Below are 14,733 nucleotides of genomic sequence, written 5' to 3'. Positions count from 1 at the left end.
TACCCTATTCCTCAATCTAAAATCTAAAATCTAAAACCTAAAATCTAATGAAGCTAGGACAGTGGATGGGCTTATTAGCCCTCATCGCATCTTGTTACATCCTGTGGCAAATCAGGCAGGCCCTACTGCTGCTGTTTGCCGCCGTCGTCTTAGCCACAGCCTTAAACAGACTAGCACGCTACTTGCAAAAATTCGGGCTCAAAAGATCGATCGCCGTACTCTTATCAGTTAGCTTCCTAATCCTCGTATTCGTAGGCTTATTCCTGATAATTGTACCGCCCTTTACCCAACAGTTTCAACAACTTACCCAAAGAGCCCCTCAAGGAATAGAAAGATTAAATCAGTGGATAGATCAATTTGAAGGTCGTTTTTCTGGACAATTTGGCCAGCGGCTGCCCAATCTTGATGTTAACGACATCATGCAACAACTGCAACCTTTATTCAACCAACTCGTTGGCGGTGCAGGAGCCTTTGTCGGTAACACATTAGGCGTTATTCTAAGCTTTTTGCTAGTCATAGCTTTGACATTGATGACATTAGCAGAACCTCTATCTTACCGCAAAGCATTCATCCAACTATTTCCATCTTTTTATCGGCGACGAGTCGATGGCATCTTAGATGAATGCGAAATAGCTCTCGGTCGATGGGTCATCGGCGCTCTCATTAGCATGAGTGTGATTGCTTTTTTGAGCTTAATTGGTTTGTCGGTCTTGCAAGTCCCCCTACCGCTAGCTCACGCTGTAGTAGCAGGATTTCTTAACCTAATTCCCAATATAGGCCCCACTTTGAGCGTCATCCCCCCAATGACGATCGCACTTTTAGATTCTCCCTTACAATCAGGTTTTGTCCTAATCCTTTACTTTCTAATTCAACAGTTTGAAAGCAACGTCCTCACCCCCTACGTCATGGCGCAGCAAGTATCACTGCTGCCAGCAGTAACATTAATAGCTCAAGTATTCTTCGCCACCTTCTTTGGATTTTTAGGCTTATTGCTAGCCCTCCCCCTCACCGTTGTAGCTCAAGTTTGGATTAGGGAAGCCCTCATTAAAGATATTCTAAACCAGTGGAGTGCCAGCCCTAAAACCTTAGCAGCAATCGATTCTGCTATCCATGAAAAACATGAATCTCTAGGAGTCGCCGAAAGCCTGCCAGAAAAATATTTACCAGCACAGAAACCAGACATCCCCGATCATGCTGAAAATGAGGCTCCTGAAAATCAATAGTTAAGGTTCATAATAACTTCACTCCTGATTCATTCCCAGTTATAGGACAGAAGTATTCACTACCAACTGAGGAAAAATGTGGTACAAATACCCTCAACTAACTATCTTCAAGCCTCGCCTTTTCTACTGTATCTTTGCCGGCACTAAAAATCTGTTGAACACTCAAATTCAACTGCCCAAATGTGGGTGACACAACCCTATCACTCCCCCGAAACTGACCAAGAATTTCTTGAGGGTACAAGCCCCCGGATTTATCCGTGGAATAAATCCAAAATCGAAAATCGAAAATCCTCAAACCCCCGCATTTATCCGTGGGGTAAATCTAAAATCTAAAATCTAAAATCTAAAATCGATTGACTGACTTGATACTCACCGTCAACTAAATGGTGAACAGAAAAAGTAGGTTGTTTGGGGTTGCCAATATAGCGTCTGCCGCCAAGTCCCAAATAGTCCGCAATCCAGTATTCAGAAATGCCCAAAGCTTCGTAATCCACCAATTTGTAGCCATAATCATCACGCCAATTGGTACTGACACCTTCGACAATTAGCCGGACAGAACTACCCATTGTAATGATAGATTCCTTATTTCATCTCGGTTCGCTGTCCGTTCCTTGCCTGTCCAAAACGATCGCATCCGGTTCGTAACCAGATAGCTCATACCATTTTAGATTTTAGATTTTAGATTTTAGATTTTAGATTTTAGATTTTAGATTTTAGATTTTGGATTTTAGATTAGCCATGATTTACTGGATATGGGTTTGGAGCTTGCCTGCAGTGACATTTTTTTGTGAAAATTGTATCATAATTGGTGGCGACAACGCATTCTTTGGGAAGGAAGCAAGGAAGTCCTAGTCGTCGGATTTCAAAGTTGAGTTCAGCGACAAGGAAGCCCGCTACTTCTGAATGTTCTCCGGTTGCTTTAGTCATCTCAACAATAGCTCCATTGGGGAGTTCGTAACGGTTTACCGAATTTTCAGGATACCAGCCAATAAATTTATCGAAGGTGACTGGTTTTAATATCGCTTGAGTCATGGCGATCGCCCTTTATTTTATTTATGATATTGTTATTGTATCTGGTATAATTTACATTTTGCATCATTATCAAGAACAGGCAAGATGCCTGTTCCACGACAAGTGAATTTTATTGTGGAACAGGCGGAAAAGCCTGTTCATAAAAGGCTTGTTGAGAAGGGTGCAACATCTCAGTTATAATATATTGCTTTTATCTCAAACAACCAGCTCGATAGACCTTCCATCAATCCACAATCAATCCCAAATCAAAATCACTCCAAAATCAATCAATTCAAAATCTAAAATCCAAAATCTAAAATCTAAAATATATGAGATCAATCGACGAAATCAACGATAAAATCAGCCAGGGCAAAGCCACAGTCTGGACAATCGAAGAACTCAAAACTAGAGTTCAAGAAACCAGCATTACCCAAGCAGCCAAAGAAGTCGATGTAATTACCACCGGCACCTTCGAGCCGATGGAATCCTCCGGTGCAATCATCAATCTCGGCCATACCGACCCGCCGATAAAAATCCGCCAGTGCTGGCTAGACGGCGTTTTAGCCTACTCCGGCTTCGGGGCAGTAGACCTGTACCTGGGAGCCACCCAAGTAGCCGAAGACGGCGAAGAATCCCGCGAACGGGGCGGGGGACACGTCATCGAAGACTTAATAGCCGGCAAACCCGTGCAGTTGCGAGCCTTGGGGCAAGTAACCGACTGCTACCCCCGCGCCTCCTTTGAAACCACGATTACCCGCGATACAATCAACCAGTTTTATTTATTCAATCCCCGCAACGCATATCAAAACTTTATTGTTGGCGTCAATGGAGGCGATCGCCCACTGTTCACCTACCTCGGCCCCCTGCAACCAAACCTCGGCAACGCCGTCTACTCGAACCTTGGAGCCATGTCTCCCCTGCTCAACGACCCCGACCTCGAAATCATCGGCATCGGCACCCGCATCTTCCTAGGAGGCGCCACAGGCTACATCACCTGGGAAGGAACCCAGCACTTCCCGCTACAAAAACGCCAGCCCAACCGCACCCCCATCGGCCCGGCGGCAACCCTCGCACTCATCGGCGACGCCAAACAGATGAACTCGAAATGGGTGCGTGGCTGCTACTTCAAAAACTACGGCCCATCCCTGATGCTGGGAGTCGGCATCCCCTTTCCAGTCTTAAACGAAACAGTCGTCGCCCACTGTGCAGTATCCGACAAAAAAATAGTAGCGCCGGTGGTAGATTTCTCTATCCCCCGGCGCGTTCGTCCGACCTTCGGTTTAGTCAGCTATGCTCAATTAAAGACTGGCCGCATCCTGATAGAGGGCAAACCTGTGCGGGCCGCCCCCCTTGCGAGTATGTTTCTCTCCCGGCAAGTAGCATTGGAATTGAAGCAGCAAATTGAAGCGGGTCAATTTACCCTCACGGCCCCAGTTGCTCCCCTACCCACCGACAGAGTATTTCTCCCCCAAGATTTGTGGGGCGCACAAGTCCGGCTCGAATAAAGGATTTTAGATTGGCGATTTAACGGTTGTAAATTAGTCTTGGACAGACTAATTTAAAATCTAAAATCTAAAATCTAAAATTGGTTCATTCCTCGATCGGCTTAGGCTTCTTAACCGGCTTAGGAAGAGGTGCTTTGGGGGCAGGCGGTGCTGCTGCTGCTGACTTGATGGTAGGACGCCCTACAGGAGTACCGTCACCGCTGGGCCTAGGAGTAAACGGACGCTTCCCTCCTCCTTTGAAGCCACCGGGTGGCTTGCTGCCGGGGGGGAATTTCCGCTTTTTAATCGGCAGGGCACCAATATTATTAGCCTGCTCAATCATCAGACTGTCCGCTTTCAATTTGACGTGGAAATCCCAAAAAAACCCGATCGCTTTTGTTGCTAAATCTCCCTTGAGTTTCAGTTTAAAAAACTTCATCTTGTCGTCATTCTTGCGGGGAGCTTGCTTGATTTTGACGATGACATACTTTTCTTGGTCTTGGGATTGATAAATCACCTCACCTCTAATCGAAAAATAGCCATCTTCAACATCAGGTTCCGAGGGAGGCAAAGATGCGGTCGATGCTTCGTCACTAGCCTCAATCTCCCCTGCTTCCTGATTTTCCTCATCAGAGGAAGGTTCGGGAGGTTTCTTGAGCGTTTCCGGCTCCCAAACCCCCATAATCTGGGCGTGCAAGTTGCCGTCTTCTTGCCTGGTGCGGGGATAGACCACCCACAGGTGTTCTTGTTCCAGATCCAGGTGATTTTTGACTAAACTCATGACTCTACCCAGCAAAACTGCATCGATGGCAGTTCCGTCGGCAGCTATCAGCATACCCCGGGTGAATTGCTCTTCTGATTGCGTGTAGCGGCCCCGCACCAAACCAACAGCTCGGTACTGTCTGGGTTCGCTGGGCGGGGGAATCGGATGTTGGCGCATGACCGAGGGTATGTCCTCATGGGCCTGACTTTCGTTAGCGGCAGGCTCGGCGTTTGCCGGCGGTGCGACTGCTAGCGGTGTCGGATCGCTGACAGCTTCCGAAGGTGCTGCTTGCTCAGAGGGTGCAGGAGCATTGCTGGCCTGGTCTGGTGGCTTTGTTTTGTCCTTGTCGAGGGCAGAACTGTAGCGTGGTCGTTGCAGCTTATCCTTGGACGCTGGGGCGTCTGTTGGCGTTGGCGGTTGATTTTGGTCAACATCTGCAGCCAACGCCGAAGGCACCGGACTTTCGTCTGGTGTCTCAGGAATGGAATCTGTATCTGTAGGCGGATTGACGGCCAGTTCGCTCGGCTGATCCTTGCGATTTGAAGTAGATTTGGACGATTTGGAAGACCGGTTGGGAGAGGGGTTCATAAAAACTCCTTGCAGCGGAGACACATCCCTTAAGGGAAATTAGGAATAAACTGAAGAAACTGCTTTAAAAACTACTAGCACCTGACAGGCGGGCTTGCGCCCGGAGGTCTGGTTGTGACCCGTCAACGCCAACTTTCAACGCTACGAGTGCCGATCAGTTCGCTGACTGCTAAAATCCTTGCGAGCAAGGACTTTGGGAGTTGCTGACCGATCGATCGCCGATCGCGCTGAGCTGGAGTTGCTGGCTAATAGCATTTAGGATATTCAGCTTGCCTATTTTACTTAATCCAATTACCTAACGGCCTGATCCGCCATATTTTCGGTAATTTTTAGCTTGACCAGACTAAATTGGACAGACACCGCAGTCCTTGGGGCTGCGGGTCTGAGTGTCCAAAATTGTTTAGCTAGCATGGAGTTGTGGGTCTGTTACCATATTAGCTGCAAGTAAAAGGCTGCTTTGTCCATTCGGACTTTGAAGTTAAGAACTTTTATGGTTGCATGGATCGAGCTAAATGGCAGATGCCCCCCGGCAATGCCTGAATTCTTAGAAAATAGTAGATTTTAAGCTGGGATAGTTGAATTATGGAAAAAGCAAACAAGCGTCGTGGGTTGATTACTGTCGTGGTGGTGCTGTCGCTCATCGCTTTTTTGGGATTTTCCCTTGTGCCAATTTTAAACAGTATTCTCCAGGCCAGCCAAGCGCAAAGTCAGTCAACTCCAACGCCTACTCAAACGGCGCAGTCTGGGGAGAAGCAATCAGAGTTGCTGCAAGCTCAGGCTAGGGGGTACGAATTGGTTTTGCAGCGGGAACCTGACAACGTAACGGCTTTGCGGGGATTGTTGCAGGTGCGACTGGAGTTGATCGGCCAAGGAGTGGGCGACATTAAGGATGCGATCGCTCCTTTGGAAAAGTTGGCTGCGCTGAATCCTGAGACTACTGAATACGGGATTTTGCTGGCTCAGGCTAAGGAACGCACGGGCGATCGCGAAGGGGCTGCTCAGGCTTATCGGTCAATTTTAGCGTCTAAGCCTGGGGAAATTAAGGCTTTGCAGGGGTTGGTGAATTTGCTGCTGGTGCAGCAGCGGCCGGAAGCTGCGATCGGACTGCTGCAAGATACACTGAAGGCTGCTCCGGCTGCAAATTTGGCGAAACCGGAAAGTGTGGATGTAACTTCAGTGCAGTTGATTTTGGGACAGGTTTATGCTGTGCAGAAGCGCTACGAGGAGGCGATCGCAATTTACGACGAATCTGCTAAGGCTAATCCCAAAGATTTTCGCCCGACTTTAGGAAAGGCGATCGTGCTGAAGGAACAGGGCAAAACAGATGAGGCAAAAACGCTGTTTGATCGAGCTACTGAGTTAGCTCCTCCTAACTATAAAGACCAAATTAATCAGTTAGCTAGTGGCACTCCTTCGCCTTCTCCTGCGGCTACGACGACTCCCCAACCGGCTGCTTCTCCTAGTCCTGAAGGCGCGCTACCGAAACCTTAAGGAAAGTTTTAAGTAAAAGAGTTTTGAGTTGTCAGTGAAAAAGTATTAAGTTAAAAACTTAATACTTTAAACTCAAAACTACTCGCTTTATTCCTAATTACGCAGGACTTACGAAAAGAAATCGGGTTTCTAAGATAAATCTTGGTTGAACGACGACAGATACAGGTCGAAACCTGGTTTATAAGTCCTCGCGCCCAGCATCCTGTTACCGATTACCAATTACTAATTACTAATTACCAATTAGGTAAGACCTCGGAGGGAATTATGACCCAAAGCGTTGACAGCGTTGTTCTACCTCCTGCTTTTCCCGACCACACTCAATTACCAGAGTCAGACGGTACTTTTGTGAAAAATTTTCAGGAGCATCCGCAAAGTTTAATTTTAACAGATTCGATCGGGCAAATTTTGCAGGAGCGGCATCCTGACGGACAATATGCGATCGGTCAAGACTGCGGCATTTACTGGCGAGAAACCGAGCCGCCGGAAAAAGGTGCAGAAGCTCCTGATTGGTTTTATGTTCCCAATGTACCTCCTAATTTAGACGGTCAAATTCGCCGTTCCTACGTGCTGTGGCGGGAACACATAGCACCGTTAATTGCTTTGGAATTTGCGAGCGGGAACGGTGATGAAGAGCGCGATCGTACTCCTTTATCTCGCACGGATGAAGGGGTAATAACGAAACCGGGAAAGTTTTGGGTGTACGAACAGGTGATGCGAATTCCCTATTACGGCATCTATGAAATTAACAGCGGTCGATTAGAAGTTTATCGGTTGATGGAGGGGTATTATCAACTGTTAGAACTCAATCAACGCGGTCATTTTCCCATTTCATCTTTAGGCATAGAATTGGGACTTTGGCAAGGCAGTTATCAAAATCAAACCATGCTTTGGCTGCGCTGGTGGGACGAGGAAGGTAATTTGCTGTTGATTGGCGATGAAAGAGCAGAATTAGAGAGATTGCGAGGGGCACAACAGCGCGAAAGGGCCGAGAGTGCAGAACAGGCACGACAAGCTGAATTTCAGGCAAGAAGGGATGCAATTCCCCGGTTGTTGGGAATGGGTTTGAGTGCCGAACAGGTGGCGGAGGCGTTAAGTTTATCTGTGGAGGAAGTGACGGAGAATGCTGGAGAGTGAGATAGTGAGAGAGAATTGGGGAAAAGGGCGATCGGTCTTAATAGACTTCATCATGAGGACCCATTTTGAGCAATAAAATCGCTTCCTCCTCATCTTCTGGATCGATCGCAAACTCAAATAAAATCCGATAATCATAATCTATGGAACACGACCAGATACCCGATAAATCTCCTGTCAATTTGGGAGTCCAACCACAACCAATTTTCATCAATCATCCAACTCCGCCATAAAATCGGCTACCGACCCAAATTTAACATTGCCCTCAGCATACTCTTGACGAACTTCTGCCACTTCCTTGAGTAATTCATTTCGTCGCTGTTGTCGCAGACGATTCTGAAGAATATCTAGAAGCATGGCTTGATCTTCTAATGATAAAATTTCTACAGCTTCAAGAGCTTGCTGGAATTGAGATGTATGTGCTGTTTTACTCATAGTTATTGTTCAGTAAATTACCAGATTATTTTCATTGTAACCAAAATATTTTTTATTTATTTTAGCCAATTTTATTATATCCTAGCATTTTTAACTTCTGCTGTGTGTAAGGTTTTCCTTGTTCCCAAGTTCAGCACGGGAACAAGGATTTCAAACTAGCTTCTAGTATTTACGTTCCTGTGGCTCAAACATCGTAATCGCCACGGGCATATAAGCCAAATCAATCCCCGCCGGCGAATAATACGCCATTGTATGCTTCAAAAAATTCCCGTCATCGCGCTCAGTAAAATCTTCCCGCGAATGAGCTCCCCGACTTTCCTGACGGTTCAAAGCAGAAGTTAAAATCATTTTTCCGACAATTATCAAACTCCGCAACTCCAAAGCTTCCACAATTTCCGTATTCCACAACTTGCCTTTATCGTCTAAGTAAACCTCCTCATATTGTCGCTCTAAATCCTCCAATTTTTTTAAACCTTCCTGCATCAATTCGGCACTACGAAATACACCACAATACTCAGTCATAGTATCTTGATACTGCTGCCGGATTTGATTGATGCGGTATTTTCCTGGACGCTCTACAAGTGCCTGAATTTGCTCTTTTGCTTCCATAATATAACGCTGTTCGTCTACTGTAGGCAACTTGCGATTTTGCACGAATTGTGCTATGGTTGCCCCAGTAACTTTGCCGTAAACGACGCATTCTAAAAGCGAATTGCTGCCCAAACGGTTGGCGCCGTGAACCGACACGCAAGCTGCTTCGCCCGCTGCAAAGAAACCGTCTACTAAACTGTCAGGACTGCTGCGAACTTGCCCGCTAACATTAGTAGGAATTCCCCCCATTGAATAGTGAACTGTAGGGCGCACGGGCATCGGCTGATTTACGGCATCAATTCCTAACAAACGGTGGGCTTCTTCCCAAGCAAAAGGAATTTTGCTCATGATTTTTTCGCGTCCCATGTGCCGCAAATCCAGATAGATAAAGGGGCCGCCGGCACTACCATCAACATTAATCCCTCGGCCGGCGCGAATTTCTATGGAAATTGACCGCGAAGTGATATCTCTGGGCGCTAATTCCATCCGCGACGGGGCATAATTGGCCATAAATCGATCGCCCTCTGAATTAATCAAATAAGCGCCTTCGCCCCGCACAGCCTCGGAAATCAACACTCCCACGGGATACAAACCAGTCGGGTGAAACTGTACGAATTCCATATCTTCCAGCGGCAATCCAGCTAAAGCCGTCATCGCCAAACCGTCTCCAGTGGAGGCGTAATCGTTCGACGTGGTATTGTAAACTCGGCCGTAACCCCCCGTAGCAAACATCACCGCCTTAGCACGGACAACCTCAATTTGACCGTCTAGCAGGCTGTACATAACTACGCCCTTGGCTTGGCCTTCTTCCAAAATCAGGCGCGTGACATACCACTCCTGATAGATGTGAACTCCGCAGCGGCGCAGATTGTTGACTAATTCGTGGAGGATGGCGTGACCAGTTTTGTCGGCGGCGTAGCAGGTGCGGCGGTGGGAATGTCCGCCGAAAGCGCGCTGGGCAATTCTGCCGTCTGGGAGGCGGGAAAAGAGGACTCCCATGTGTTCTAAATCTATGACTACACCGGGCGCTTCGCGGGTGAGGATTTCTACCGCGTCTTGGTCGGCTAAATAGTCTGAACCTTTTACTGTGTCGAAGGCGTGGGCTTTCCAACTGTCTTCGGGATCGACATTTTGGAGGCTGGAGGCCATGCCGCCTTGGGCTGCGACAGAGTGCGATCGAATTGGGTGAGTTTTGGCGACGACAGCTACCTTTAAACTGGGGTCAGTCCGGGCAATTTCTACTGCGGCGCGGCAACCTGCTAAACCGCCGCCTACAATGATTACGTCGTGTTCTAGCATTTTTTTGAATTATTTTGAGTGTTGTTCTCAACTTATGGTGACGCAAAAAAAAACTTCCTACCAAAAGCGCAGGAAGTTTTTTAACTTTTGATTTGAATGGAAAATCAAAAGTTAAATCAAAATTTCACATTGGACTAGCCGGCGCTTTCGGCAGGGTTCTGAAGCGACTGATTTCCCGTTGCAGAAGGTTGAGGTTCCGTACCGGGTTCTACGGCAAGCACTTCAATGTTATTTAGCAGAGTTGTAACGAAAGCAAACAGCAAGAAGGGGAGAGACAGCACTAAAATCAAGCCGACGGTAGCCAAGGCGAAGATTTGGCGGGCGCTACTCCACAAGGCGAGTGCCGACGCTAGACTTAGGAAGATGACTATCAGCCAAACAATGATTTGACCGTAAATGTCGCCAAAGGTGAGGGTACATTTAAGGCGATAGTTTTGGATATTATTCATTTTGCTCCTGGCGAGATTGCTATTAAGACTTGTGCAAAAATACTTTGACAGTGCGTCAGTCCCCACTGTAGATTTATCAGTTTAGCTACCCTAGCTTGGTTTGGGGGCTATTTTAAGCATTTTTACAGAAGTCGCAACAAGACTTTATAAATTGTTGCTTTCCCTCAATATAGCAACCGCCCGTGTTAGGACGCAAGGCGTAAGACATCTGCGATCGCAGGGGGTAAGTAATCACACTCATCTAGCTGTTTACGAATTCGACTTTTGGGCGAAGATCGGCATTGTTCCATCCAAGTTCAAATCAAATGAATCAACTTAACTTTTCTCTTTTGGCGACAGTTAGAGCTCGATATCAGTTGCCACAACCTTCTTTAGTTTTTGTGCCATCTGGCATTGTGACATCACAGAGGTTATTTTTACGCATTTCCGCACCGCTGAGGTCGGCCCCCATTAAGTTAGCTCTACTCATGTTGATATCTACCAATCTGGCTGATTTTAAAATAGCATTTGTTAGGTTAGCATCAACAAGTTTGGACTTCACAAGATCGGCATTACTGAGGTTAGCCTTAATTAAATTTGCTCCTTCCATGTTGGTCATCCTTAGAGAAGCCTTCGTTAGATCTGCTCCCGTTAATTGAGCCATTTCCAAGTTAGAATAACTAAGACTAGCATTAGTTAAAATGGCATTATTCAAATTAGCTCTATATAAATTAACATCATTCAGCCTAGCGTTAGTTAAAATGGCATTATTTAAATTAGCTCTATATAAATTAGCGCGATTTAACGTAGCCTTGTTAAGATTGGCGTTTCTCAAGTTAGCACCGCTGAGATAGGCAGGAGAAATATAGATTATGTTCCCCGCACGATAACTGTCAGGACTCAGATTTGCCTCGCTAAGATTGGCATCTGCGAGATTTGCACCTATAAGCGATACTCCCTTGAGATCTGCCTTAGTCAAGTTAGCTTTTTTGAGGTTAGCATAAGTCAGTCTAGTTCGAGTTGTTTTATTACATTTTAAAATAGCTTTAGATAAGTTGGCATTTTCTAAGTTAGCGCCCGTCATATCGTTGCCTTTAAGATTGGTATCTGTCAAGTCAGCACCGCTCAGGTTAATTCCTTTCATGTTGACATCTCCTAAGTCAGCCGATCTGACATTAGCACCGCTAAGATTAGCATTGACAAGATTAGCTTTGTACAAATATACATTTTCTAAGTTAGCTCCTGCCAAATTAGCCCCCTCCAGACTCGCACCCCTTAATTGAGCGTTTGTTAAATCGCAACCTTTGCACTGTTTTGTTTCTAACAGTTGCTTGATGTGTTCCGGGTTGGCGGCAAAAGCTGGGTTTGTCAAAGTCAGGGAAGGCACAAGTAGAGCAGTAGCTATTGGCAACCAAGCTAGAAAACTTCCTTTTTGGTCTTGTCGCTTTAGCCATAGGGCAATAATTTTTAAGCAATCGAGCTTGATTGCTGGAATGACTTTCTGGCGTAGATCGTAGCTGTAGGGTTTTGCCATGAGTGGTCCGATCGCTCTGCAACAAAAAAGATCGTTCTTAGTTTACACCACAATTGTCTGAGGAGTTGCTATACCAAAGAAGCTCGGTTTTTTCGATCGGTATTCAAGGAGCGAATGCAATTTTTATTGAAAAAACTCAGTGTCTGACTATCCCATGCGTCCTGAACTATAAAGCCCAGGTAGATGGGAAAGTATACTTTTTGAGGGAGCCCTGACTTGGTAAAGTAATGTTAAGCTGCGTGGAAATGGAATCAACCTTTATAGCGTCGCACCTGTCTTTCGCCCATGTCTTCAGAGAGCAAATTGCTGATTTCGCGCTGTTTCCTGGCTGGTTTGGGAACGCAGATGTTTATGTACCGCGAAGACCGGATTCCCCAGGAGAGTCCGGTGCTGGTGGTGAGCAATCACCGGAGTTTCTTAGATCCTGTGCTGCTGACGGCGGCTTTGGGTCGATCGATCCGCTTTGCGTGTCATCATTACATGGGTCAAGTTCCGGTGATGAGGGAAGTGGTCACGACTTTCGGCGCTTTTCCCTTGGAAGCACCGGAACACCGACAGCAGCATTTTTTCTCTCAAGCGACAGCGCTGCTGCAAAGCGGGGAGATGGTGGGGGTGTTTCCAGAGGGTGCAGAACCGATGGTGAAGCTTACTGGGCCGAATACTGTGGGGAAGTTTCAGCGGGGATTTGCTCATTTGGCTTTGCGGGCGCCGGTGCGGGATTTGGCGGTTTTGCCGGTGGCGATTAGTTCTTTTGAAGAACACTCAGTACGATCGGGTGTACCGCTCAAGTTGTTGAGTTTGTTTGATCCTTCGGAACCGCTGTTCGATCGATCGGGGTGGCATCCTGTGATAATTTATCAGCGAGTTAATGTTTTAATCGGTCGGCCTTACTGGATTACTGTCGATCGACAGCAGCAATATCGAGGCAAAAAAGCCAAAGCTGTTGTTGCTGAACTCACAAATCACTGTCAGGGGGAAATTGCAGAATTACTCCAACGAGGTTGTTTGTAAGTTTGTAAGTTTGTTGACTGTTGACTGTTGTCTGGTGTCAGATTTCCAATCTAAAATCTAAAATCCAAAATCTAAATCGATTGACTTGAATCATGGCAAATGCTAACAATAAGGTTCGTTTCCTAACCCCCAAACCGCCGAAACCAGAGCGCCCTTTATTTGTATTTCTGCCCGGTATGGACGGGGGCGGTTTGCTGCTGCGGTCGCAAATTCCTAAATTAGCTAATCATTTCGACATTCGCTGCTTAGCTATACCGGCTGACGACATGGCTAGTTGGGAGGTACTGGTTAGCGAAACAATTGCCTTAATTGAAGCAGAAAAGCAAGCGGGTAAGCCGAAACGGCCGGTTTATCTGTGTGGCGAGTCATTTGGGGGCTGTTTAGCGATGAAAACTGTTTTAGAAGCTCCTAAATTGTGCGATCGATTAATATTAGTCAATCCAGCTTCTTCGTTTCGACAGCAGCCTTGGGTGCAGTGGGGATCGTACCTGACTCAGTGGCTGCCGGCAAACCTTTATCCGCTGTCGGTAATCGGTTTATTGCCGATATTAGCATCATTAGGAAAGATTGGGCGCGACGATCGACGAGCTTTGCTAGAAGCGATGCAAGCAGTACCGCAAAATACGTCTGTGTGGAGATTGGCGTTAGTGCGATCGTTTAATGTTGACGAAAATCAGTTGCGCGGCATCAAACAGCCGACGCTAGTAATTGCTAGCGGTGCAGATCGGCTGCTGCCTTCCCTAGTAGAAGCGAAGCTTTTAGTCAAGGTAATTCCCAAAGCTGAAATGGTGCTGCTGGCTAACAGCGGTCATGCTTGTTTGTTAGAAACCGATGTTAACCTTTACGGGATTATGCAAGCTCGCAATTTTTTGACTAAATCCGAAGAAAATCTGTCATTAGTCAATAGTCATTAGTCAATAGTCATTAGCTATGATTTCTCACTTCTGAGTCAGTCGGGGCAAAATTAGAGATGGGGCGAGGGGTAAAGTTTATATTACAATTAACCCGCCCTGACACTCATTAGTACGTCCCCGAAGACAAGCCACTAACGACTAATAACTAATGACTAATGACTAATTAAGATTTAACCATTTTTGAGCGTTAAGTCGCTGGACGACGCCAAACACCATGAGGTCTAGTGTTACCTTGCGCTCATCTATCAAAAAAGGCTCTAAAGTGCTGGTTTTGGTCTTATTTTCCGCGCAGGAAAATGCTCTTTGACTTTGAATATTTTCTTGAGGGAAATATAGGTTAAATTGGCGCTCTCCTTCTTGGAATTTACCAATTACCTGCCAGCAATCCCCGGCGGAACTCATGCCAAAAACGGGAAATTTTTGCTTGGTAAAACTCACCTCTAAATCCTTAACGCCCTGCTTAGTCAAAGCCGTTTGCAAAGCGGGCAAATAATCTTGTTGAATAAATTCCGCAAAGGGCTTGTCTTCAACAGCAGGTGCTTTTTCCTTTTTAGCTTTAGCTGGGGGCTTGTCGCCTTCGGCCTTGGCTGCGGGCTTTTTAGCAGCCGCTGGAGGCTTGTCAGTGCTGGGAAAGTCGGTTGTCTCGGCAGTGTCGGAACTCGGGGCGTTCTCGATCGACGCACTGGGAGTTTCCGATTCGCCAGCGGTAGGATTTTTCGGTTCTTTGGACTTTTTAGCAGCCGACTGAGGCTGGTCAGTGCTGGGAAAGTCGGTTGTCTCGGCAGTGTCGGAACTCGGGGCGTTCTCGATCGACGCACTGGGAGTTTCCG

General features: G+C 46.6%; 14 protein-coding genes and 2 pseudogenes. 6 read left to right on the top strand and 10 right to left on the bottom strand.

Annotated elements, in window-relative coordinates; translation table 11 throughout:
• The first annotated feature begins 47 nt into the window (after positions 1-47).
• A complete protein-coding gene (locus QUA03_RS17255; protein WP_333213469.1) occupies positions 48-1,223 on the top strand; it encodes an AI-2E family transporter in 1,176 nt (391 codons plus the stop codon).
• A gap of 329 nt (positions 1,224-1,552) precedes the next feature.
• Here QUA03_RS17255 and QUA03_RS17250 read toward each other — a convergent pair.
• Both QUA03_RS17250 and QUA03_RS17245 read right to left on the bottom strand, forming a co-directional pair.
• Positions 1,553-1,873: pseudogene (locus QUA03_RS17250) on the bottom strand (Uma2 family endonuclease); the annotation flags it as partial.
• Positions 1,874-1,955: 82 nt separating this feature from the next.
• Positions 1,956-2,255, bottom strand: coding sequence for a hypothetical protein (locus QUA03_RS17245; RefSeq protein ID WP_333213468.1), 300 nt, complete (start codon positions 2,253-2,255; stop codon positions 1,956-1,958).
• A 308-nt stretch (positions 2,256-2,563) separates the two neighbouring features.
• Here QUA03_RS17245 and QUA03_RS17240 point away from each other — a divergent pair, with 308 nt between their 5' ends.
• Positions 2,564-3,739 (top strand): homocysteine biosynthesis protein, encoded by a 1,176-nt coding sequence (locus tag QUA03_RS17240; RefSeq protein WP_333108202.1) that lies wholly within the window; start codon positions 2,564-2,566, stop codon positions 3,737-3,739.
• Between the two features lie 85 nt (positions 3,740-3,824).
• Here QUA03_RS17240 and QUA03_RS17235 read toward each other — a convergent pair whose 3' ends face one another.
• Positions 3,825-5,069 carry a hypothetical protein gene (locus tag QUA03_RS17235; RefSeq protein ID WP_333213467.1) on the bottom strand — a complete coding sequence of 415 codons (1,245 nt, stop codon included), beginning with the start codon at positions 5,067-5,069 and terminating at the stop codon, positions 3,825-3,827.
• 582 nt (positions 5,070-5,651) lie between these two features.
• Between QUA03_RS17235 and QUA03_RS17230 the strand changes: the two genes are divergently transcribed.
• Together QUA03_RS17230 and QUA03_RS17225 are read left to right on the top strand one after the other, a co-directional pair.
• Positions 5,652-6,560 carry a tetratricopeptide repeat protein gene (locus QUA03_RS17230; RefSeq protein WP_333213466.1) on the top strand — a complete coding sequence of 303 codons (909 nt, stop codon included), beginning with the start codon at positions 5,652-5,654 and terminating at the stop codon, positions 6,558-6,560.
• Between the two features lie 264 nt (positions 6,561-6,824).
• Entirely contained in the window at positions 6,825-7,694 is an 870-nt protein-coding gene (locus QUA03_RS17225) for a Uma2 family endonuclease (RefSeq protein WP_333213465.1), read from the top strand.
• A gap of 37 nt (positions 7,695-7,731) precedes the next feature.
• On the opposite strand, the gene QUA03_RS17220 is transcribed toward QUA03_RS17225, so the two are convergent.
• The 6 genes and pseudogenes from QUA03_RS17220 to QUA03_RS29040 all read right to left on the bottom strand — a co-directional run.
• The gene (locus QUA03_RS17220) at positions 7,732-7,902 is read right to left on the bottom strand and encodes a hypothetical protein (protein ID WP_333213464.1); all 171 of its coding nucleotides are present in this window, start codon (positions 7,900-7,902) and stop codon (positions 7,732-7,734) included.
• Positions 7,902-8,126: a hypothetical protein gene (locus tag QUA03_RS17215; protein ID WP_333213463.1), complete on the bottom strand. Its 225-nt coding sequence runs from the start codon at positions 8,124-8,126 to the stop codon at positions 7,902-7,904. The genes QUA03_RS17220 and QUA03_RS17215 overlap by 1 nt, the downstream gene beginning before the upstream one ends.
• A 162-nt stretch (positions 8,127-8,288) precedes the next feature.
• Positions 8,289-10,016 (bottom strand): succinate dehydrogenase/fumarate reductase flavoprotein subunit, encoded by a 1,728-nt coding sequence (locus QUA03_RS17210; protein WP_333213462.1) that lies wholly within the window; start codon positions 10,014-10,016, stop codon positions 8,289-8,291.
• A 134-nt stretch (positions 10,017-10,150) separates the two neighbouring features.
• The gene (locus QUA03_RS17205; protein WP_006633212.1) at positions 10,151-10,465 is read right to left on the bottom strand and encodes a hypothetical protein; all 315 of its coding nucleotides are present in this window, start codon (positions 10,463-10,465) and stop codon (positions 10,151-10,153) included.
• Between the two features lie 352 nt (positions 10,466-10,817).
• Entirely contained in the window at positions 10,818-11,831 is a 1,014-nt protein-coding gene (locus QUA03_RS17200) for a pentapeptide repeat-containing protein (protein WP_445304819.1), read from the bottom strand.
• A 30-nt stretch (positions 11,832-11,861) separates the two neighbouring features.
• Positions 11,862-11,978: pseudogene (locus tag QUA03_RS29040) on the bottom strand (IS630 family transposase); the annotation flags it as partial.
• 285 nt (positions 11,979-12,263) lie between these two features.
• On the opposite strand from QUA03_RS29040, the gene QUA03_RS17195 reads away from it, so the two are divergent.
• Positions 12,264-12,989, top strand: coding sequence for a lysophospholipid acyltransferase family protein (locus QUA03_RS17195; RefSeq protein WP_333213460.1), 726 nt, complete (start codon positions 12,264-12,266; stop codon positions 12,987-12,989).
• Between the two features lie 92 nt (positions 12,990-13,081).
• On the top strand, positions 13,082-13,903 hold the full coding sequence (locus QUA03_RS17190; RefSeq protein ID WP_333213459.1) for an alpha/beta hydrolase: 822 nt from the start codon (positions 13,082-13,084) through the stop codon (positions 13,901-13,903).
• 159 nt (positions 13,904-14,062) lie between these two features.
• Here the strand turns inward: QUA03_RS17190 and QUA03_RS17185 are convergent.
• Positions 14,063-14,733: DUF2996 domain-containing protein (locus QUA03_RS17185; RefSeq protein ID WP_333213458.1), on the bottom strand; the 671-nt coding region annotated here is incomplete at its 5' end.

Source organism: Microcoleus sp. S36b_A4 (assembly GCF_036700645.1).
Taxonomy (GTDB): Bacteria; Cyanobacteriota; Cyanobacteriia; order Cyanobacteriales; family Microcoleaceae; genus Microcoleus.
The sequence above is the reverse complement of the archived record's forward strand: the minus strand, read 5'-3'. Positions and strand labels throughout refer to the sequence as shown.